Origin of the sequence: Tissierella creatinophila DSM 6911 (assembly GCF_001940565.1) — a bacterium.
In the GTDB taxonomy this organism is placed as follows: domain Bacteria; phylum Bacillota; class Clostridia; order Tissierellales; family Tissierellaceae; genus Tissierella_A; species Tissierella_A creatinophila.
This window is the reverse complement of the sequence record NZ_LTDM01000064.1, coordinates 1-22,160: the sequence shown is the minus strand read 5'-3', so window position 1 is coordinate 22,160 and position 22,160 is coordinate 1. Positions and strand designations below refer to the sequence as shown.

Here is a 22,160-nt window from a genome sequence, read left to right as displayed (position 1 = left end):
CCTACAGACTATACTGTAGGCCGTTTGAATTAATATAATGGAAATCTATCGCAAAGTTTTTTCACCATACTCTTTATATCATTCCTAGAATTTTCTTCATCTAAACTTAAGTTTATTATTTCAGCAATTTCTTTCATTTCTTCCTCTTTCATTCCACGAGTTGTAATAGCAGGTGTTCCTAATCTAATACCACTAGTTACAAAGGGGCTTTCTGGATCATAGGGAATAGTGTTTTTGTTGGTAGCAACTCCTACTTCTTCTAGAAGAGCCTCGGCTTTCTTACCCGTTAACCCTTTATTTCTTACATCTAAAAGAATAAGATGGTTATCAGTTCCTCCAGAAACTATTCTAAATCCTTTTTCCTCTAGAGAAGTAGCTAAAACTTTAGCATTTTTTAAAACTTGTTCTTGATATTCTTTAAAACTATCTTCTAAAGCTTCCCCAAATGCTACTGCTTTGGACCCTATAACATGCATAAGTGGTCCACCTTGAATTCCCGGGAAAATTGCTTTGTCAATTATCTTTGCATATTTTTCTTTACAAAGAATAGCTCCCCCTCTTGGTCCTCTTAAGGTTTTATGTGTTGTAGTAGTTACAAAATCTGCATAGGGAACGGGATTTGGATGAAGTCCAACTGCAACAAGACCTGCTACATGAGCCATATCTACCATCAAATAGGCTCCTACTTCTTTAGCTATCTTTCCAAATTTTTCAAAATCTATTATTCTAGAATAAGCGCTAGCTCCCGCCACTATCATCTTTGGTTTCTCTTTTAGTGCTATTTCTCTTACCTTTTCATAATCTATGAGTTCTGTTTCTTTATCTACTCCATAAGCTACAAAATTATAATATACCCCTGAAATATTTACAGGACTTCCATGGGTTAAATGTCCACCTTGAGAAAGATTCATTCCAAGCACCTTGTCTCCTGGCTTTAACACTGCAAAATAAACGCCTAAATTTGCATTTGATCCAGAATGTGGTTGTACATTTGCATGCTCAGCTCCAAATAGTTTCTTTAGTCTATCTATAGCTAAGTTTTCCACTTTATCTACTACTTCACAGCCTCCATAATATCTCTTTCCTGGATAACCTTCTGCATATTTATTGGTAAGTTGACTGCCCATAGCTTCTATAACTTGTTTAGATACAAAGTTTTCTGATGCAATTAATTCTATATGTTCATTTTGCCTTTCAATTTCTTCATTAATAAAGCTCATCATAGTTTTATCTTTTTCATTTAAGTTTTTAAAATCCATAGATTTCCTCCCATATTGTTTATAAAGTTAAATCTAAAATACATTATTGATTATTTCCCTAAAATACTATAATATGTGTTTATAGCATTTGATATAATTATACATATATTATAACACAATTACAAACATTATAAAGTTTAGAGGTGAAATATGAATCATTTTATTATAAAGAATCGGAAAGATGTGCAAAAATTAAGTACTTTAGCTATCTTTGCAGGTAAAACTATGCTAAGTAATGGAGCTGAAACTTATCGAGTAGAAGATACTATAAATAGAATATGTAGTTCTAAGGAAAATATAAAGGAAGTTGATTCATTTGTCACTCAATCTGGGTTTTTTTTAACTTTAGAATATGAGGGAGAAATTTTCACTTATCTTAAAAGAGTAAAAGATGTAGGTATAAATTTAAATAAGATAAATTTAGTAAATGATTTTTCAAGACAATTTGTAAATCAAGATATTTCATTAGAAAAAGGAATGAAAACTTTAGATGAAATAAATAATATCCCAGGTTATCCAAAGTATTTAAAGATTCTTGGAGGCAGTTATGTTTCAGGATTTTTTAGTCTTATGTATGGTGGATCACCTCAAGACTTTCTTCCAAGCTTTATAGCAAGTTTTATTTCCCTTATAATATTAGATAAACTTTCTAAATTTAATCTTACATTTTTTATAGATAGATTTATAGGTGCATTCCTCTCTTCTTTACTGGCAATCTTTGCAGTAAAATTGGGGATTGGGGTGAATTTAGATAAAATAATTATAGGCTCTATTATGTATTTAGTTCCCGGTGTTTCCATTACAAACTCCATTAGAGATACAATGTCTGGAGATTCACTCTCAGGTTTATCTAAAGGTATAGAAGCTATTCTTTCAGCACTGGCAATAGCATTTGGAGTGGGTATAGTTCTTAATTTAAAATCAAAGGGGTGGATATAGTTGTCCGTTTTACTTCAATTTATGTATTCTTTTTTTGCCACAATAGGTTTTGCTATATATTTTGGAGCTCCTGTAAACTCTATTATTCCTTCAGGGATTTCAGGAGGTGCTTCTTGGTCTTTATATTATATTATGTTTTCAATTCTAAATGATAAAATATTGGCAACTTTTATGGGAGCGTTTTTAGTTGGAACTCTTGGTGAAGCTTTAGCAATCAAATATAAAAAACCAGCAACAGTTTTTATAACTCCCGGTATTGTACCGTTAGTTCCTGGTGCTGGAATGTATTACACAATGAGCTACTTAGTTGGTAGAAACTTTAATAAAGCTATAAATGCAGGCACTGAAGTTTTTTTTATGGCTGCTGCTATAGCAATGGGAATTATAGTTTCTACTATATTTACAAGAACTATCAGAAGGTTTAAAAGACAAAATTAAAGGATTCTTGTAGCTTTAATAGCCTCATCATCTCTCTTTTCAACCCTTTTATCCATAAATTTAAGAATTAAAAGAGAAATCATTACAGATACTATTCCCGATAAAAAACTAAGTATTTCTCTGCTATCTATATTTACATTTCTAAATAAAAAGTTTCCAATAAAAATTCCTCCTATTAAAAATATAAATGGAATCATATATAAAATAAAAGTATATTTTAATAAACTTGAAATTTCAGCTTTAACTTCAACAAAATCTCCAACCTTAGCATCTAAATCATTAGGTATCACTACAATATGTGGAACTACTTCGCAGCTACTACTGCATTCTTTACATTTGCTACCTCATCCCGAAGCCCTTCTGACTTCTAATTCCATCTTACCTTTTTCTACTTTTCTAACAAAGCCAATTTGTTCCATCCCAGCACCTCCTATATAAATGTTACTATTTTTATCTTAATCTATAAATCATTATATCATAAAAAAATCCATTTTTCTATTTACATTATAAAACACAAAAAAACCTTTATATAAAGGTTTTTTTGTGTTTTATCTATTCGTCTTGTTTTTTATCTACTTTTATATGAACTTCTTTTAATTGAAATTCAGAAACATCTGTAGGCGCATCAGTTAGCACACAAGTTGCGGATTGAGTTTTAGGAAATGCTATGACATCTCTTATATTAGAACTATTTGTAAGAGTCATTATAAGTCTATCAAATCCATAAGCTATTCCACCATGTGGGGGAGCGCCATATTTAAAAGCATCTAGTAAAAATCCAAACTTATCCTCAGCTTCCTCTTGACTAAAGCCTAGTGCTTTAAACATCTTGTTTTGAAGATCCATATTATTTATTCTAATACTCCCCCCTCCCATTTCATCACCATTTATTACTATATCATAAGCCTTCGCCCTTACCTTTTCAGGCTCAGTTTCAAGAAGTTCAATATCTTCTTCCATAGGAGATGTAAATGGATGATGTTTTGCTACATATCTTTTTTCTTCTTCATCATATTCAAATAAAGGAAACTCAGTTATCCAAACTAAATTTAAATCATCTTTATCTATTAGATCTAATCTCTTTGCTATTTCATTTCTTAAATTACCAAGACTATCAAATACGACTGAGGTTTTATCTGCCACAAAAATAAGTAAATCTCCTGCTTTTCCATTCATTTTTTCTAAAATACTATTTAATTCTTCTTCTTGTAAAAATTTAGCTATGGGAGAAGTAATTCCATCATTAGTGATTTTCATCCATGCTAATCCTTTAGCACCATAAATTTTAGCATATTCTTCTAATGAAGAAATATCCTTTCTAGTAAATTTATCGCTACAACCTTTAATATTTATTCCTCTAACACTTCCACCTTTTTCTATAGTGGAGCTAAATACTTTAAATTCACTTTTATTTACAAATTCAGATATATCTATAAGTTTAAAGTCAAATCTTAAATCGGGTTTATCTACTCCATAGTTTTCCATAGCTTCTTTATATGTCATTCTTTTTATAGGAAGAGATATTTCTATATTTTTTAATTCTTTAAATAGTTTAAATAAAAACTTTTCATTTATATTTATTATCTCTTCTACATCTACAAAAGACATCTCAACATCTATTTGTGTAAATTCAGGCTGTCTATTAAACCTTAGATCCTCATCCCTAAAGCATTTTACTATTTGAAAATATCTATCTAAACCTGATACCATTAAAAGTTGTTTCATAAGTTGGGGTGATTGAGGAAGCGCGTAGAATTTACCTTCATTAACCCTACTTGGAACTAAATAGTCTCTTGCTCCTTCTGGTGTTGGTTTAGTAAGCATTGGAGTTTCAATTTCTAAAAAATCATTATCATAAAAAAAGTCTCTCACTACTTTTGCTGCCCTAGATCTCATCTTAAGTTTTTCTTGCATAGAAGGTTTTCTAAGATCAAGATATCTATATTTTAATCTCATGTTTTCTGATACCTTATCATCATCTTTTATATATATAGGTGGTGTTTCGGATTCATCTAACACTTTAAAGCTGCTTGCTAAAACTTCTATATCTCCAGTAGGTATTTCCTTATTTATAGACTCTCTTTTTCTAACTTTTCCCTGTACTGCTAAAACATATTCAGATTTTATCTTTTTTGCCTCTTCAAATATCTCTTTTGAAAGGGTATCATTAAATACGATTTGGGTAATTCCAGTTGTATCTCTAAGATCTATAAATACTAAAGATCCAAGATCTCTTTCTCTTTGAACCCATCCCATTAGTACTACTTCTTTTCCTTCATCTGTATCTCTTAAATTACCACACATATCAGTTCTTCTTAAACTACCCATGCCTTTTCCCATGACTTTCCTCCTAAATTGTTATACCCCTCATTACTGAACTACAGAAAAGAGAGGTATTTATCATAAATTTAAAAACTTTTTATATTCTAGATAAATTTGATTTAATAGCTTCTTGCCTAACAGCCTCTGCCACTTTTTTAGATACTTCTTTATTTAAAGCATCAGGTATTATAAATTCCGGAGAAAGATCCTTCTCCCCTACCATATTAGCAATAGCATAAGCTGCTGCTATATTCATTTTGTTATTTATATCTCGCGCTCTAGCATCTAATGTTCCTCTAAATATCCCAGGAAATGCCAATACATTGTTGATTTGATTAGGATAATCAGATCTTCCCGTTCCTATTATCTTGGCTCCTGCTTCTTTTGCATCTTCTGGAAAGATTTCAGGAGTAGGGTTTGCCATAGCAAAAATTATAGATTCCTTATTCATAGACCTAACCATCTCTTTAGATACTACTCCTCCTATAGATACACCTATAAATACATCTGCACCTATCATAGCATCTTTTAGGCTACCCCTTAGATTTTCTTTATTTGTTAAGCTAGCTAATTCTTCTTTTACCCAGTTGTTTGTAGTAGAACCTTTATATATAATTCCATTACTATCACACATTATAACATTTTTAACGCCAAGACATAAAAGCATTCTAACAATAGCCCCACCTGCTGCCCCACTACCATTAACTACAATTTTTACATCTTCTAATTTTTTACCTACAACTTTTAATGCATTTATAAGTCCTGCACTTACTACTACTGCTGTTCCATGCTGATCATCATGAAATACCGGTATATTTAATTCCTCTTTTAGCCTCTTTTCAATTAAAAAACATCTAGGCGCTGAAATATCTTCTAAGTTTATACCACCAAAGGTAGGAGAAATCCTCTTTATCGTTTCTACTATTTCATCTACATCTCCAGTATTTAAACAAATTGGTACGGCATCTACATCACCAAATTCTTTAAATAATATAGCCTTTCCTTCCATTACAGGCATACTAGCTTCAGGACCAATATTGCCAAGACCTAAAACCGCACTTCCATCAGTTACTACTGCTATTAGGTTTCCTTTAGAGGTATATTTATACACATCATCTTTATTGTCATAGATTCTTTTGCAAGGTTCAGCTACACCAGGGGTATATGCAATGCTTAAATCATCTCTTGTATCTATTTTTACCTTTGAAGCAACTTCAATTTTCCCTTTGTTCTTTTCGTGCATCTCTAAACTTAGTTCAGAATAATTCATGTTTTAAATATCCTTTCTTTTAAGTGGTTTTTGATTATCTTCATCTTTAATAAGATTGAAATTTATATCCTTCTTTTTTTGAATAACTTCAGATATTCTATCTATATAATCGTGCAAACTTTTAAAATTGGGAATTCTTTTTATTTTATCTTCACTTGGATAATAAATCTTTGTTACAGCACCTAGTCCAAAACCAATTATAGTTTCTTTCTCTTCCATCATGGAAATATTATATATACACTCTTTAGAAGGTTTTGTATATCCTATATTTTCTAAATTTCCAAGTATTTGTTTTTGCCTATACATATAATAAGGAAGGTATCCTTCTTCACTTGCATATAAAAATGTTCTATCAAGCATCTTTTCTACTGTTGTTTTTTTATCTATATCCGTGGTTTCTCTATTATATAGCTTTGACCCTTTTTTTAGAGATAAAGTATGTACAGTTAAATTATCTGGATTTAAATCTTTTATCTCTTTTAGTGTGTTTTCCAGTTCTAGCATTCCTTCACCAGGAAGGCCCAATATAATATCCATATTTATTATATCAAAATCTAAACTTTTAGCAAGATTATAAGATTCTCTTATAGATTCTATATCATGATTTCTTCCTATACATTTTAAAGTTTTAGGGTTAAATGTTTGAGGGTTTATACTTATTCTGTTTACCCCATAATATTTTAACATTCGAAGTTTTTCTATATCTATTGTATCAGGTCTACCTGCTTCTACGGTAAACTCTTTTACATTTCCCGGAAATATATCTTTTATTTCTTTAATTATTCTTTTTAACTGAGAAATTTCAAGCGAAGTAGGAGTTCCTCCACCTATATAAATAGTGTTTAATGTTTTATATTTAAATATATCTTTGCTTGATTTTAGTTCTAGTATCAAACAATCTATATATCTTTCTACTATTTCATTATTATTTTTTATTTTAAAACTTGGAAAAGAACAATAAGAACATTTGCTAGGACAAAATGGAATATTTATATATAAACTAAATTTTTCTTTATCTATGGGATATATATGTTTTCTTTGGGATAATGCAATATTTAATATTAATTGTGCCTTTGAGTTCATAAATTTATATTCATTTTTTAAAATTTCTAAAATCTCTTTATTAGGAATATCTGTATCTATAAGCTTATGAACTACTTTTACTGGCCTTATACCAGTAAGTATTCCCCAAGGAAGTGTCTTATTTAAATATTTAGATAAAACATTATATACTCCTTTTTTTACAGAAAGCTTTTCAAGGTTTTTCTTGTCATAAAAGGGGATATTGATAGATCCTATATCATCTTCTAGCTTTTCTACTATCTTCCCATTATAGTAAAAAATTGTAAGAGAAGTAGATTTATCTTCATTTTGGAGTAATTTACTTACTAGTAAATATTCGTATTTATTAATAAGTTCCTTATATTCTATAAATTTAATATCTGTTTTTATAAAAAATGTTCTTACAAGTTCAAATAAATCATGATTGTAATCGTGTCCTTCTATATATATATTTATAATTTTTATCACCTTGTTTTCAATTTAGATAGGGATTAAACAATTTTTCTTCTCCTATAGTTGTAGCTTCACCGTGACCTGGCCATACTTTTATATCATCACCTAAATTTAAAATTTTTTCTTTTATACAATCTATGAGTACCTTAGGATTACCTCCATACAAGTCTGATCTCCCTATTGAACCTTTAAAAAGTGTATCTCCAGAAAATAAATTATCTTCTATTTTAAAGCATACTCCCCCTTGGGTATGTCCAGGAGTATGAATAACAGTTACTTCTAAATTACCAAGAAAAAACTTATCTCCATCTTTTAAAAAAATAGAAGGTTCTATTTCAATTGAATCCATAGCCATTTGACTAGATAGGTTTTTATCAGCATCTTTTAATATTTCTATTTCATCAACATGTGCCATAATGGGAACATCTAAGCTGGTTTTAAGACTTTTAACTCCTCCTATATGATCTGCATGCCCATGAGTTAAAGCTATATATTCTACACTTAAATAGTTTCTATTTATAAATTTTAATAGATCATCTGCATTTCCGCCAGGATCAATAACCATAGCTTTATTTGTACTCTCATCAACTACTATATAACAATTAGCAGCGTATACTCCTGCTGGTATTTTAAATATCTTCAAATCCTTACCTCCTAAAAACATTTTTTACTATCTAATAATATGGTAACCGGGCCATCATTTAGTAGTTCCACTTTCATATCTGCTCCAAATAACCCCCCTTTAGTTTCGATACCCTTAATTTTACACTTTTCAATAAATTGTTTATAAAACGCTTCTCCCATATCTGAAGGTGCTGATGCAGAAAAACTAGGACGCTTGCCTTTTCTAACATCACCATAAAGAGTGAATTGAGATACTACTAATAGTTCGCCTTTTATATCTAAAAGAGATAGATTCATCTTTTTATCTTCATCTTGAAATATTCTAAGACCTAAGACCTTCTCTACTAAATATTCCAAATCTATTTCCTCATCCTCTTTCCCAATTCCCAAAAAAACTAATAGACCAACTTTTATCTTACTAACTCTTTTGCCATCTACAGTTACAGAAGCTTCTTTAACTCTTTGTACCACCGCTCTCACTTTATACATCCCCTTAAGCAATAATTCTATATGCATCTATAATATTTCTAATTCTTTTAATTTCTCTTAGAATATACTCCAATTGTTTTATATCATTTATTTCGATACTCATATTTATAAGAACGGTCTTATCTTTGGCTGTTCTTGCATTTATAGATAATAAGCTTATATCTAATTCACTTATCTTCATAGCTACATCTGCTAAAAGTCCAGATCTATCTGTTCCCTTTATTTGAATATCTGCAGGATAAGAAGAAACTTTTTGTGAATCCCAATGAACTTCAATAAATCTATTAGCTTCTACATCTTGTTCAATATTTGGACAATCTGCTCTATGAACTGAAACTCCTCTGCCCTTGGTTACAAAGCCTATTATCTTATCCCCTGGTACAGGATTACAACATTTTGATATTCTTATCTTAATATTATCTATACCTTCTATAGAAATTCCATTATCAGATTTTTTAGTTTTCTTTTGTACAGGTTTTTTTAATTTTTCATCTAGTTTAAATCCTACTGTCTTTTCATATAGCTCCTTTAATTTTGTTATCACATGATTGTATTTTATATTTCCATAACCTATGGAAGCATATAAATCATCAATAGAGTTCATACTAAATTTTTCAGCAGCAATTTTTAACCATTCTTCTCTCATTATTTCATTTACTTTATAATTTTGTCTTTTTAATTCTTTTTCTAAAAGTTCTTTACCCTTTGTAATATTAGTGCTTCGATCTTTTAATTTAAAAAACTGCCTAATCTTTGTTTTAGCTTGAGTACTCTTTACAATTTTAATCCAATCCCTACTCGGTCCATTACTATTTGAAGATGTTATAACAGATACTATATTACCATTATTTAATTTATAGTTTAATGGTACAATTCTTCCATCTATCTTTGCACCTACACAACTATTTCCTACATCTGTATGAACCCTGTATGCAAAATCTATAGGAGTGGAACCTTCAGGTAGATTTATTATATCTCCTCTCGGAGTAAACACAAATACTTCATCTGTAAAAAAGTCTATTTTTAAAGTTTCCATAAAATCTTTAGGATCTTTTAAATCGTTTTGCCATTCCATAAGTTGTCTTAGCCAAGTAAGTTTGTTGTCAAAGTTTTCTGTTTTAGAAACTCCTTCTTTGTATTTCCAATGAGCTGCAATACCATACTCTGCTGTTCTATGCATTTCATAAGTTCTAATCTGAACTTCAAATATCTCACCTTTTTCTCCAATAACTGTGGTATGAAGAGATTGATACATATTTGGTTTGGGCATTGCAATATAATCTTTAAATCTTCTAGGTAATGGTTTCCATAAAGTATGCACTATTCCAAGTACACCATAACAATCTTTTATATTATCTACTAAGATTCTAATAGCTGTTAAATCAAATATTTGTTCAAAGTCTTTTCCTTGTATAGCCATTTTCTTATATATACTATAAAAGTTTTTAGGTCTTCCGTTTATTTGAGCCTTGATATCCATTTCTCTAAGATTTATATCTAAAGTTTTAATTATTTTATTTATATACGCTTCTCTTTCTCTTCTTTTTATAGAAACTTTTTCTACTAGTTCATAGTATTTTTCAGGTTCTAAATATCTAAGAGATAAATCTTCCAATTCCCATTTTATTTTAGAAATTCCTAGTCTATGTGCAATGGGTGCATAAATTTCTAGGGTTTCTAATGCCTTTTCTTTCTTTTTTTCACCTGTCATATATTCAAGAGTTCTCATATTGTGTAGTCTATCTGCAAGCTTTACTATTATAACCCTTATATCTTTTGCCATTGCAAGTACCATTTTTCTTAAGTTCTCAGCTTGACTTTCCTGTTTTGTCTTATATTCTAATTTTTTCAATTTAGTAACTCCATCTACTAAATCTGCAATCTCAAAGCCAAATTCTTTTCCCATTTCTTCATAACTTATTGATGTATCTTCAATAACATCATGTAAAAGACCCGCTACTATAGTAGGCGTATCCATATTTAATTTGGCTAAAATCAGAGCAACATTTACAGGATGAGTGAAAAATTTTTCCCCTGAATTACGAAGCTGACCACTATGAGCAGCATCGCCAAAGTTATAGGCTTTTACAATTAAGCTAAGATCGGCTTGTGGATTATATTGTTCAATTTGATAAATTAATTTTTCTAACATATCACTATCACTCATCTTATTTCACCTCCAATAATTATTATTTATCTGATAGATTATGATTTTCTAACTCCTAGAATAAGTAAAGATTTTGCTATCCTTAAATCACCTGATGCAAGTTTTATTTATTAAATTCTATAACTTTCAATAGTAATTTGGATAGTTGTTTTCCCATTATAATGGTTATAAGAAGGATAATATATTATATCTAAAGAAATATTATTCTCTTCTCCTCTATATAACTTTTCTAATTCTTCATTTCCATATTTAGAAATAATACTCTCTTCAAAGTTTAAAGTATTATTAAATATAAGAGCATCTATGTAAGTGCTTTTATTATCATACAAATTAAATTTTAATACATTTTTCTTTTCACCGTATTTATAAAGTTTTTTTATACTTAGATTTTTTTCTCCAAATAGAGGTTTAGAATTGCCTTTGCCAAATGGCTCTAATAAATTTAAATCTTCCATTACAGAGTCATTTAAAAAGGATATTGGAAGCACTAAATCAATATATATCTTTTTATAAAAATCTTCCTCTTTAAGAGATGTTATATTATTTAATTTAGTTCTTAAATTTTCTATATTATCTCTATGAAGCGAAAGACCTGCTGCCATAGGATGTCCTCCAAATCCTTTTAGTAATTCTTTACACTCATTTAATTCTTCAAATAAATTATACACATCAATTGATCTTCCAGACCCTTTAACCCCATCTACACTCTTTGTAAGAACTATAGTAGGTTTATTATACATCTCTTTAATTCTACCAGCTACTATCCCTGCAACACTTTCATGAATATCAGGAACAAAAACTAATAAGACCTTATCCTTTTTTAATTTTGTTTCTTCTATTTGTTGTTTTACACCTTCAATTCCTATATTTGTAATGGCTTTTCTCTCTTCATTTAATGCACGCAAATTTTCTGCTATTTCATAAGCTGTAATTTCATCTTTACAAAGCAATAAGTCTAATGCCAGTAAAGCGGTCTCTAACCTTCCAGAAGCATTTATGGTAGGTCCTATTATAAAGCCTAGGTGATATGTACTTATTTTATTTTTAATGCCTGAAACTTCAATTAGAGCCTTTAGTCCAATATTTTTAGTGTTATTTATTAAATTCAAACCATGTTTTACAATGATTCTATTTTCATCAATCAAATCTACTACATCGCATACAGTAGCTATACCTACATATTCCAAAAGAGAATACAATTCATTTTTATTTATTTCATACAAATCATAAACATATTCTATAAGTTTATAGGCAACCCCTGCACCACAAAGCTTTTTGAATGGATACTCACATTTTAAGTTCTTGGGATTGATAACGGCATCAGCATCTGGAACCATATAAATTTTTTCATTATTTTGTATTTTATAGGAAAGATCATGATGATCTGTTATTATCATTTTTATTCCAAGCTGTTTTGAAAGATTTACTGCATCAAAGGCGGATATACCATTATCACAAGTTATTATGAGATCTATATTCTCTTCTTTGGCTGTTTTTACAATGCTTTCATTTATTCCATACCCATCTTTTATCCTATCAGGCACTACATAGTCGATATTTGCTCCCAATTTTAAAAAGCTAGTATATAAGATATATGTACTCATAACGCCATCAACATCATAATCTCCAACTATTCTAATCCTTTTATTTTGAGATATATACATCTTGATTAATTTCCCAGCCTTTTCTATATCATTCATAATAATAGGAGAATGAAGATGATTTAAATCACCATTTAAAAAATTTTCAATAGAATCCTTCAAAAAGATTTCTCGGTTTACTAATATTTTAGAGACAATTTGACTAATTCCATTTTTTTTTGCTATTTCATTATAATCTATATTTTTATTTCTTACAAACCATTTTTCCAAATTATCACTCCATATAAATATCTATAATATTTAAATTTTATCACTTTAGAGATATTAATTCTACTTATTTCTTTAGATAAAACAAAAACTGCTTATTTAGCAGTTCTTGTTTTTAATGATTTTATATCATACCATAAGCTTGGAGCTATGAAAATTGAAGAATATGTTCCAGATATCATTCCTAATATTAAAGGTAGTGCTAAAACTTTTATATCTTCAACTCCCATAATGTAGAGAACTATAACGGCAATAAGCGTTGTTATAGTAGTATTAATAGTTCTTCTAAGTGTAGTATTGACACTGTTATTTATAATCTCTTCTAATTTTTGTCTCGAATTAAATCTCATATTTTCTCTTATTTTATCAAAAATTACAATAGTATCATTTATAGAATATCCAACTATAGTAAGTATAGCTGCTATAAAAGAAGAATTCACTGGAAGATTAAAAATTGCATAGATTGATATAGTAACAAGTACGTCATGTATTAATGCAACTATAGCAGACACTCCAAGGGTAAATTCAAATCTAAATGTAATATATACTAACATAAGCACACTTGCAATAATAGTAGATAGTATTGCTTTGTTTCTAGTTTCTTTTCCTATAGAGGGTCCTACTATTTTTGCATTTATATTTTTACTCTCTATATCATGTTTATCTTTGAACTCATCTCCAATAGCTATCATATCTTTATTAGAAATGTTTAAAGTACTTTTTATAATAATATCTTTTTTATCTTTTCCGCTATAAATAACAGACATATTTTTATCTAGTTTATTTGTTATTTGTTTTACTTCTTCAGCTGGAATAAATTTATTTGCATTTACAGTAATTATAGTTCCTCCTGTAAAGTCAATACCATAGTTTAAACCTCTAAAAGCCATAGTTCCAAGACCTATAATTATTACAACTAAGGATATAAACAAATATATTCTCCTATTTTTAATTACATTCATCTTTCCACTCCCCTTCTTATGCACCGAACATTTTTATATTTTTACCATCTGATAAAGACGCAACCAATTTTAATAAGGACCTAGAGAGTATAACTGCAGTCAAAACAGATACAACTATTCCTATAATAAGTGTAATTCCAAACCCTTTAATAGGGCCTGTACCAAAATAATATAAAACTGCACCAGCTATTAAAGTTGTAACATTGGAATCTATTACAGCAGAAAGGGCTCTTTTAAATCCTGCATCTACAGAAACTCTTAAACTCTTCCCTAATAATAACTCTTCTCTTATTCTTTCAAATATTAATACATTAGCATCTACTGCCATACCTATAGAAAGTATTAGACCAAGTATTCCAGGAAGTGTAAGTTTTACTCCAAGTATAATCATTGTATAAATAGTTATAAGAGTATATACTATCAAGCTTAAAGATGCAATAAGTCCAGGGATTTTATACACTAGAGTCATAAATGCAAAAATTATTAAAAGTGCTATTCCTCCAGCTTTTATACTTGTTTCATATGCTTCAAGTCCTAGGCTTGGACCGATAACTGAAGTGGTTTCTTCTTTAAGTTCTACTGGAAGAGAACCAGCTCTTATTAAAGTTGCTAAATTAGTTGCACTTTCTAAATCAAAATTTCCAGTTATTACCGCTTTTCCATCACTAATTGGCTTGCCACCTTCGTTTATATTAGAGACGGCAGGTGAAGATATGATTTCCCCATCTAGAACTATGTAGATTATTCTATCTTCAATTTTATCTTCTAATATAAGTTTGCCAGTAGCATCTGCAAAACTTTTAGTCCCTTCTTTGTCAAGTTCCAAAGAAACTACAGGCACTTCTTTTCCAATTGAATTCTCTTGAAAAGCTACATCTGCATTTACAACATTCTTACCGCTTATAACTACATTTTTATTAGGATCTACGAATTGTAATTGGGCAGTCTTCCCAATTAAATCAATAGCTTCTTGGGGATCTTCTACTCCTGCAAGTTCTAATCTTATCCTTTTATCTCCTTCTATAACTATAGTAGGATCTGCTATACCAAGACCATCTACTCTTTGACTTAATATTGCTTTAGTTTGTTCCATCAGTTTCCTTAGTTCTTCACCTTTAGCATCAGTTTTAGCCTCCAAAACTACATATACTCCACCTGCTAATTCAAGTCCTAAATCTACTTCATCCTTAGCTTTACCAATTTTAAAATCTCCTATTTGTATGCCTTCTAAAGCCACGAATACACCAGTAGCAACAATAGCTAGAATTAAAATAAGTATAATAATATTTTTACTTTTCATGCCTTTCCTCCAATACGTTCCTATTTTTCATTCTTTAAGTAAATTTGAGAGAGTTTATAAATAAAATAAAAAGTAGTGGATACCCACCACTCCTTATTTTTATTTATATTTTATCTAATCTATTATAACATATAGATTTTTTAATTTAAAGTTTTATTTTGTCTTTTATGATAAGTTGATTCCTATTATTCCGCCTATAGTTCCTATTAGGCTTGTAAGTAATAGTTTCCCTAGAGAAAAAGTTAGCGTTATATTGCTTTTGAAAAGAAATATATTTAGTAAGATGATAACTACGTAGTAAACAAAACCGAGTAAAAAACCATTAAGCCACCCATTTTCTTTTACCTTTAATGCTAAGTAGAGACTAGGGATAAAAATGCTAATTACCATTATAATGTTATTTATCAACACCATCTTGGTTTCTCTTAAAGTTGTAAATTGAAATATTAGTGAAGATACCAATATCATAAAGATAGTAATACAAAACGATAAAAATAATGCTTTAGCTAAAAATTTTACATTTAATTTATTTTTCAATTAATACACCTCCTATCTTACTTTAATTTATTTAAGATAAGAGGCATTTATTACAAAAACTTCCTTAATAAGGAAGTTTTTAAATAATTAGAATTGATTTTTGTAAAAGTATTAGTCTTGTTTTATTTCACGAGATTTTATAACGCTACCTATAGACCATCTAGTAACATCCAATCTAGTTTTAGTAGAACCTACTTCTAAAGTTATTTTATCTTCTTTAGCAAGTAATATCTTTCCATAAATTCCTCCTATGGTTATTACTTCGTCTCCTACTTTTAAACTATCTCTCATTGATTTTATTTCTTTTTCTTTTTTCTTTTGTGGTCTTATAGCAAATAAATAAAAAACAACTAAAAAACCAATAGGGATTATTAGCCCTTGCATTTGTTGTGGTGTCATATTTTTCCCCTCCTCTTAATACTATTATACAATATTTTTTTTAAAAAACATCAACTTTTTAATTATATCCATATTTTTTATAAAATTCTTCTCTATATTCCATGAGTCTATCCTCTTTTATAGCAGTTCTAATATTTTCCATAAGCTTAATTAAAAAATACAGATTGTGAATAGTTGCAAGTCTAGCCCCCAATATTTCATCTACATTAAATAAATGTCTTATATAAGCTCTAGAATAGTTTTTACAAGAATAACAATCGCATTCTGGATCTAATTTTCCAAAATCTTTTGCATATTTTGCATTTCTTATAACTAATCTTCCATTACTTGTCATTACTGTACCATTTCTAGCTATCCTAGTAGGCATTACACAGTCTGCCATATCTATTCCCCTAATAACTGATTCAAAGAGATAATCAGGAGTTCCAACACCCATATTATATCTCGGCTTATCTTTGGGTAGTAGGGGAGTTGTAAAGTCTAGGATTTCACACATCATCTCTTTTGGTTCCCCTACACTTACTCCTCCTATTGCATATCCAGGAAAATCCATAGCAACTAGATCTTTAGCACTTTTCTCTCTTAGATCTTTATACATCCCACCTTGCACTATTCCAAATAAACTTTGTTTATCAGTGTTTTTATGTGCTTCTTTACATCTTTGTGCCCATCTAGTTGTTCTTTCCATAGACTCTTTAGCATATTCATAGGTACTTGGATAAGGCGTACATTCATCAAAACACATCATTATATCTGAACCTAAAGCATTTTGAATTTCTATAGATTTTTCAGGACTTATAAATTGCTTTGACCCATCTATATGTGATCTAAATTCTACTCCTTCTTCTTTAATTTTTCTTAAATCTCCAAGACTAAATACTTGAAATCCTCCACTATCTGTTAAAATAGGTCCATCCCAATTCATGAATTTATGAAGACCGCCCGCTTCTTTTACAAGTTCATGACCTGGTTTTAAATATAAGTGATAAGTATTAGCTAATATAATCTGTGCTCCTAAGTCCTTAACTTCTTCTGGGGTCATAGTTTTTACTGTTGCTCTTGTACCTACTGGCATAAATATTGGAGTTTCTATTTCACCATGAGGTGTAGTTATTTTCCCAAGTCTTGCTTTTGAATCTTTTGATTCTTTTATTAAGTCAAATTTAATTGCCATATTTAAAAATTACCTCCTACTATTTAATTATCATAGCATCTCCAAAGCTAAAAAATCTATATTTTTCATCTATAGCAATATCATAAGTTTTGAGTATCATATCTCTAGATGTAAACGCACTTATAAGCATAAGGAGCGTGGATTCAGGGAGATGAAAATTAGTAATAAGGCTATCTACTAATTTAAATTTATATCCTGGATAAATAAATATATCTGTCCATCCAGAACCTGCCTCTATGAGTCCATTTTCATTACCCAAAGTTTCAAGCGTTCTAACAGAAGTAGTTCCAACTGCTATTATTTTTTTCCCATTTTGTTTTGTCTTATTTATAAGCTCGGCTGTTTCTTTAGATAATGTAAAAAATTCCGAATGCATATGATGTTTTAATATATCATCTACCTTTACTGGTCTAAATGTACCAAGTCCAACATGAAGAGTTATAAATCCTATATTTATACCTTTTTTACTAATTTTCTCTAAGAGTTCATTAGTAAAATGAAGCCCTGCAGTAGGAGCTGCTGCAGATCCTAAATGTTTAGAATATACCGTTTGATATCTTTCCTTGTCTGAAAGTTTTTCTTTGATATAAGGAGGAAGTGGCATTTCTCCTAAACTATCTAATACTTCTTCAAATATTCCATCGTAATGAAATTTAACCTGTCTTATTCCTTCTTCATCAATTCCTATTACTTCTCCTTTTAAAAGCCCATTGCCAAACTCAACTATTGACCCTATTTTAGCTTTCTTTCCTGGCTTTACTAGAGATTGCCATATATCTTCTTCGTTTCTTTTTAAAAGTAAAAATTCAATTCTTTCTTCTTTATTTTGTCTATTTCCAAATAATCTTGCTGGTAATACTCTTGTATTATTTAATATAAGAGTGTCTCCCTCATTTAAATAATCTATTACATCTTTAAATTTTTTATGTTCTACCTCTCCAGACTCTTTATCAAGAACTAAAAGTCTTGATGTAGTTCTATCTTTAAGTGGTACTTGTGCTATTAGTTCTTCTGGTAAATTGTAAAAAAAATCTTTAGTCTCCATTTGTTCCTCTCTTATTCTTTTAATTTTATTCTTCTATATAGGGAATATTGAAATGATCATAAGCTTTTTTAGTCGCAACTCTTCCCCTAGGCGTCCTATTTATGAACCCAATCTGAAGTAAATATGGTTCATATACATCTTCTATAGTAGCTCTTTCTTCTCCCGTAGCAGCAGCTAAAGTATCTACTCCAACAGGTCTGCCACTAAAATTTTCTATAAGAGTTAAAAGTATTTTCCTATCTACGGCATCAAGCCCTAGTTCATCTACTTCTAATATCTTTAATCCTTTTTCAGCTACTCCAAGTGTTATAATTCCATCTTCTATAACTTCTGCATAGTCTCTTACTCTTTTTAATAATCTATTTGCAATCCTAGGTGTTCCCCTAGATCTCTTAGCTATTTCTATAGCTCCATCTTCTTCTATCTCTATATTTAAAATAGAAGCTGACCTTATTATTATTTCTTTTAAATCTTTTGTCTCATATAATTCTAAATTTAGCATTACTCCAAACCTATCCCTTAAAGGTGATGTTAAAAGTCCAGCTTTGGTAGTTGCACCAATCAAAGTAAATTTTGATAAGTCAAGCCTTACACTTCTTGCAGAAGGACCTTTACCTATTATAATATCTAATGCAAAGTCTTCCATTGCAGGGTAGAGGATTTCTTCTACAGTTCTATTTATTCTATGTATTTCATCTATAAATAAAACATCATCATCCCCTAAATTTGTAAGAATACTCGCTAAGTCTCCCGCACGTTCTATAGCTGGTCCTGATGTGACCCTAATGTTTACACCCATCTCGTTTGCTATTATATTTGCAAGAGTTGTTTTCCCAAGTCCTGGAGGTCCATATAAGAGCACGTGGTCTAGTGACTCGGATCTTCCTTTAGCTGCTTTTACAAATATATTTAGTTTTTGTTTAGCTTTATCCTGTCCTATATATTCACTTATCCATTTAGGTCTTAAAGATAATTCACTTTCTATATCATCTGTTGTTATGCCTCCGGATACTATTCTGTTTGTTTGATCTTTCATGGATAATTACTCCTTTAATTTTTAGAAAGTTTCTTTAATGCGTTTCTAATGATCTCTTCTACTTCCATATTTTCAACATCTAAATTTCTTATACTTCTTTCCACTTCAAACCTAGAATATCCTAAAGATATAAGTGCTTCTATAGCTTCATCATGGCCATTATTGATGCTATTTATATTTTCAATCTCAAGTTCTATATTTATATCTATTCTATCTTTAAGTTCTAATACTATTCTCTCAGCAGTCTTTTTTCCTATTCCTGGGGCTTTACATAGTGTAAATATATCTTTATTCATAATTGCAAGCTTCAATTGATTTGGATTCAAAGCTGATAATATTCCTATTCCTATCTTAGGACCTATTTTAGAAACTCTTAAAAGTAAGTTAAACATCTCCATTTCTTCTTCTGTTATAAATCCAAATAAAAAAAGACCATCTTCTCTTACATTTAATTGAGTATAGATCATTTGATTCTTTTTACCTATTTCTAAATTTCTTAAAGAATTAGATGAACTAAATACTTTATATCCAATATTATTATTTTGAATTATTGTAAAATCCTCTTTTATATCTACTATATCTCCTATTATAAACTCTATCATTTTATCCCTATCCTTTTTATTTCATTCTAAACTCTTCTTTAAACTTTAAAGAACTCGCATGACAAATAGCTACAGCTAAAGCATCTGCAACATCATCTGGTTTAGGTATTTCTTTTAAATTCAATAGTACTTTAACCATCTCTTGAACTTGGTGTTTCTCAGCTCTACCATAACCTACAGTGGCCTGTTTTATTTGTAACGGAGTATATTCATAGATATTTAATCCTTTATTTATAGCAGCTAAGATTTCAACCCCCCGAGCTTGTCCAACCTTTATAGCTGTTTTAACATTTTTATTAAAAAACAATTCTTCTATAGCCAAATCTTCTGGTTTATACTGATCTATTATATCTAATAACTCAGTATATATAATCTTTATCCGATCTGGAAATAAAGCTTTTGAATCTGTAGTTATAGCTCCATACTCTAAGGGTATAAAAGTGCTACCTTTATATTCTATTACACTATAACCTACTATTGCAAGCCCTGGATCAATCCCAAGTATAATCATTTTATTCCTCTTTTCATTTTTCTATATGTATTATATCATATATATGTAAAAAAACTAAGTTAGTTTACTAACTTAGTTAAGAAATAAAGTTTTCTAAAACATCTGAGAGTTCTTCTTCACTATCTATCCTTATGCCTTTTTCTATCTTTTCTTGATCCAATTCCATAAGCATCTCGACAGGATAATCTTCGAATATTTTATCAAGAACTCTTTCTCCTTGTGGACCAATTTTAAATATAGCTATCTTTCCATCTTCTTCACCAATAATAAAATGTTTATCGCACATAAAATCTTTCTCTCCCCAAAGTACTATTTTATTACTTGAAAAGGAAATAATTCTTAAAAAAGAAGACTCTTTCATCAGATGATTATCATATTCTTCTTTTGTCATATTGATGATAGTTGTACTTGGAGTTTTATTATTTATGATTAAATCTCCACATTCTTTATAAAGTACTCTTTCTTCAACAATTGTATTAGGTGTTATTTTTTCTTCTTCTTTAATTATTGCGATGTCTTTATCAGTTTTTTTTGCTTTATTGGTCTCTGAGCTAATTAGTTTTTGATTCGGCTTTTGCATTACCAATTGATATCCTAATGAAAAACTAAGTAAAAATAGTCCAGCTGAAATAGTAAATATTATTATAAATTTGTTTTTTTTCATAAAATCCCTCCAGATTACTATCTAAAGGGATATTATTTCCATATATATATATTATTATACTTATTTGTATCTGCTAATAAGTCTATCATTTAATCCATTCCAATATGCATGATTGTATAATTTATTTGCATTTATTGTTATTATCTTTACTACTTCTTTATAAACCACCTTTAATTCTTCTAAAGTAAGTATGCTTTCTTCATCTCTAAAATAAGGAGGCTTAGATTGATATTCTATTGACAATTGTTTGTCCAAGTATTTGTTTAAACTTAAAACCTTAGGCTTTAATATATTTTCCGTATAGCTTGTTATAGTTCCTTTTAAAATGTTTTGAGTTTTTTCTTCTTGAAGCAAACTTTCATATATATCTAGTTTAAAATTATTTACTTCACTTATGGAAGTATCAAAGTTAAATAAATATCTCATATTATATAGATTTGAGATTGAAAAATATTTTAGAGTTATATTTTCTAAAATATTTACATGTTTTTTATTTAAGTACCCAGCTTTATAAGCTTCTAAATATATAAGTAGTTCTAACTTATTTATATCTTCGTGAATAAGCTCACCTAAGTTATATGCTATTAAATGATTACCTCTCCTATCATTTAAAGCCTTTCTAATATTTTTTCTAAGTCTTCTTATAGAAATATATTTAGGAAAAATATTATTTATATTATTTTCTAGTTCATATAGGTTTAGGAGGATATGCATACAATTTATGTCATTGTTAAACAAAAACTTATATTTCAATTCTTCATATATATCGTAGACTTTTGAATCTGACAATGCCATAAATTCTCCTCCTTCATTATGATTATTACCAAATTTTTCTTTACTTAAACATTAGAAAGTTTTTAGTAATCTTATTTTTATGTATTTTATGACAGCAAATACTATTATACTACAAATTTCTACATAATTATACTATAAAATATATATTAAATTTTATAGTAAATTAATATATATCAGTAAAGAAAGAAAAATATATTGGCTATCCAATATATTTTTCTTTTTATTTAATCTTCTCCTATTATAC

21 protein-coding genes and 1 pseudogene are annotated in these 22,160 nt (G+C 29.2%); 2 read left to right on the top strand and 20 right to left on the bottom strand.

Annotated features, from left to right (window positions below):
• Positions 1-29: 29 nt before the first annotated feature.
• The gene (locus tag TICRE_RS11335; protein WP_075728153.1) at positions 30-1,259 is read right to left on the bottom strand and encodes a serine hydroxymethyltransferase; all 1,230 of its coding nucleotides are present in this window, start codon (positions 1,257-1,259) and stop codon (positions 30-32) included.
• Between the two features lie 150 nt (positions 1,260-1,409).
• Here TICRE_RS11335 and TICRE_RS11330 point away from each other — a divergent pair, with 150 nt between their 5' ends.
• Together TICRE_RS11330 and TICRE_RS11325 are read left to right on the top strand one after the other, a co-directional pair.
• Positions 1,410-2,198, top strand: a complete 789-nt coding sequence (locus TICRE_RS11330; protein WP_075728151.1) for a threonine/serine exporter family protein — start codon at positions 1,410-1,412, stop codon at positions 2,196-2,198.
• A complete protein-coding gene (locus TICRE_RS11325; RefSeq protein WP_084191951.1) occupies positions 2,199-2,636 on the top strand; it encodes a threonine/serine exporter family protein in 438 nt (145 codons plus the stop codon).
• On the opposite strand, the pseudogene TICRE_RS11320 reads toward TICRE_RS11325, so the two are convergent.
• The 19 genes and pseudogenes from TICRE_RS11320 to TICRE_RS11230 all read right to left on the bottom strand — a co-directional run.
• A pseudogene (locus TICRE_RS11320) lies at positions 2,633-2,965 on the bottom strand (SoxR reducing system RseC family protein); the annotation flags it as partial. The gene TICRE_RS11325 and the pseudogene TICRE_RS11320 sit on opposite strands and share 4 nt — an antisense overlap.
• 223 nt (positions 2,966-3,188) lie before the next feature.
• Positions 3,189-4,976 (bottom strand): aspartate--tRNA ligase, encoded by a 1,788-nt coding sequence (gene aspS, locus TICRE_RS11315; protein WP_075728147.1) that lies wholly within the window; start codon positions 4,974-4,976, stop codon positions 3,189-3,191.
• Positions 4,977-5,055: 79 nt separating this feature from the next.
• The gene (locus TICRE_RS11310) at positions 5,056-6,228 is read right to left on the bottom strand and encodes an NAD(P)-dependent malic enzyme (protein WP_075728145.1); all 1,173 of its coding nucleotides are present in this window, start codon (positions 6,226-6,228) and stop codon (positions 5,056-5,058) included.
• A gap of 3 nt (positions 6,229-6,231) precedes the next feature.
• A complete protein-coding gene (gene hemZ, locus TICRE_RS11305; RefSeq protein WP_158016537.1) occupies positions 6,232-7,758 on the bottom strand; it encodes a coproporphyrinogen dehydrogenase HemZ in 1,527 nt (508 codons plus the stop codon).
• 7 nt (positions 7,759-7,765) lie between these two features.
• On the bottom strand, positions 7,766-8,386 hold the full coding sequence (locus tag TICRE_RS11300; protein WP_084191948.1) for an MBL fold metallo-hydrolase: 621 nt from the start codon (positions 8,384-8,386) through the stop codon (positions 7,766-7,768).
• A gap of 11 nt (positions 8,387-8,397) precedes the next feature.
• The gene (gene dtd, locus TICRE_RS11295; protein ID WP_075728141.1) at positions 8,398-8,847 is read right to left on the bottom strand and encodes a D-aminoacyl-tRNA deacylase; all 450 of its coding nucleotides are present in this window, start codon (positions 8,845-8,847) and stop codon (positions 8,398-8,400) included.
• Positions 8,848-8,860: 13 nt separating this feature from the next.
• Positions 8,861-11,008: a RelA/SpoT family protein gene (locus TICRE_RS11290; RefSeq protein WP_408645673.1), complete on the bottom strand. Its 2,148-nt coding sequence runs from the start codon at positions 11,006-11,008 to the stop codon at positions 8,861-8,863.
• A gap of 125 nt (positions 11,009-11,133) precedes the next feature.
• Positions 11,134-12,894, bottom strand: coding sequence for a single-stranded-DNA-specific exonuclease RecJ (gene recJ / locus TICRE_RS11285; RefSeq protein WP_075728137.1), 1,761 nt, complete (start codon positions 12,892-12,894; stop codon positions 11,134-11,136).
• Between the two features lie 92 nt (positions 12,895-12,986).
• Positions 12,987-13,853 (bottom strand): protein translocase subunit SecF, encoded by an 867-nt coding sequence (gene secF / locus TICRE_RS11280; protein ID WP_075728135.1) that lies wholly within the window; start codon positions 13,851-13,853, stop codon positions 12,987-12,989.
• A 16-nt stretch (positions 13,854-13,869) separates the two neighbouring features.
• Positions 13,870-15,153, bottom strand: coding sequence for a protein translocase subunit SecD (secD, locus tag TICRE_RS11275; RefSeq protein WP_075728133.1), 1,284 nt, complete (start codon positions 15,151-15,153; stop codon positions 13,870-13,872).
• A 165-nt stretch (positions 15,154-15,318) separates the two neighbouring features.
• Entirely contained in the window at positions 15,319-15,690 is a 372-nt protein-coding gene (locus TICRE_RS11270) for a TIGR04086 family membrane protein (RefSeq protein ID WP_075728131.1), read from the bottom strand.
• A 111-nt stretch (positions 15,691-15,801) separates the two neighbouring features.
• Entirely contained in the window at positions 15,802-16,089 is a 288-nt protein-coding gene (yajC, locus tag TICRE_RS11265; RefSeq protein ID WP_075728129.1) for a preprotein translocase subunit YajC, read from the bottom strand.
• Positions 16,090-16,147: 58 nt separating this feature from the next.
• A complete protein-coding gene (gene tgt / locus TICRE_RS11260) occupies positions 16,148-17,263 on the bottom strand; it encodes a tRNA guanosine(34) transglycosylase Tgt (protein WP_075728127.1) in 1,116 nt (371 codons plus the stop codon).
• A gap of 19 nt (positions 17,264-17,282) precedes the next feature.
• On the bottom strand, positions 17,283-18,308 hold the full coding sequence (gene queA, locus TICRE_RS11255; RefSeq protein WP_075728125.1) for a tRNA preQ1(34) S-adenosylmethionine ribosyltransferase-isomerase QueA: 1,026 nt from the start codon (positions 18,306-18,308) through the stop codon (positions 17,283-17,285).
• Between the two features lie 25 nt (positions 18,309-18,333).
• Positions 18,334-19,344, bottom strand: coding sequence for a Holliday junction branch migration DNA helicase RuvB (gene ruvB / locus TICRE_RS11250; protein ID WP_075728123.1), 1,011 nt, complete (start codon positions 19,342-19,344; stop codon positions 18,334-18,336).
• A 14-nt stretch (positions 19,345-19,358) separates the two neighbouring features.
• The gene (gene ruvA / locus TICRE_RS11245) at positions 19,359-19,946 is read right to left on the bottom strand and encodes a Holliday junction branch migration protein RuvA (protein ID WP_075728121.1); all 588 of its coding nucleotides are present in this window, start codon (positions 19,944-19,946) and stop codon (positions 19,359-19,361) included.
• 16 nt (positions 19,947-19,962) lie between these two features.
• Entirely contained in the window at positions 19,963-20,457 is a 495-nt protein-coding gene (ruvC, locus tag TICRE_RS11240; RefSeq protein ID WP_075728119.1) for a crossover junction endodeoxyribonuclease RuvC, read from the bottom strand.
• Between the two features lie 76 nt (positions 20,458-20,533).
• On the bottom strand, positions 20,534-21,121 hold the full coding sequence (locus TICRE_RS11235; protein ID WP_075728117.1) for a BofC C-terminal domain-containing protein: 588 nt from the start codon (positions 21,119-21,121) through the stop codon (positions 20,534-20,536).
• Between the two features lie 60 nt (positions 21,122-21,181).
• Entirely contained in the window at positions 21,182-21,916 is a 735-nt protein-coding gene (locus TICRE_RS11230; RefSeq protein ID WP_075728115.1) for a hypothetical protein, read from the bottom strand.
• Positions 21,917-22,160: the final 244 nt, after the last annotated feature.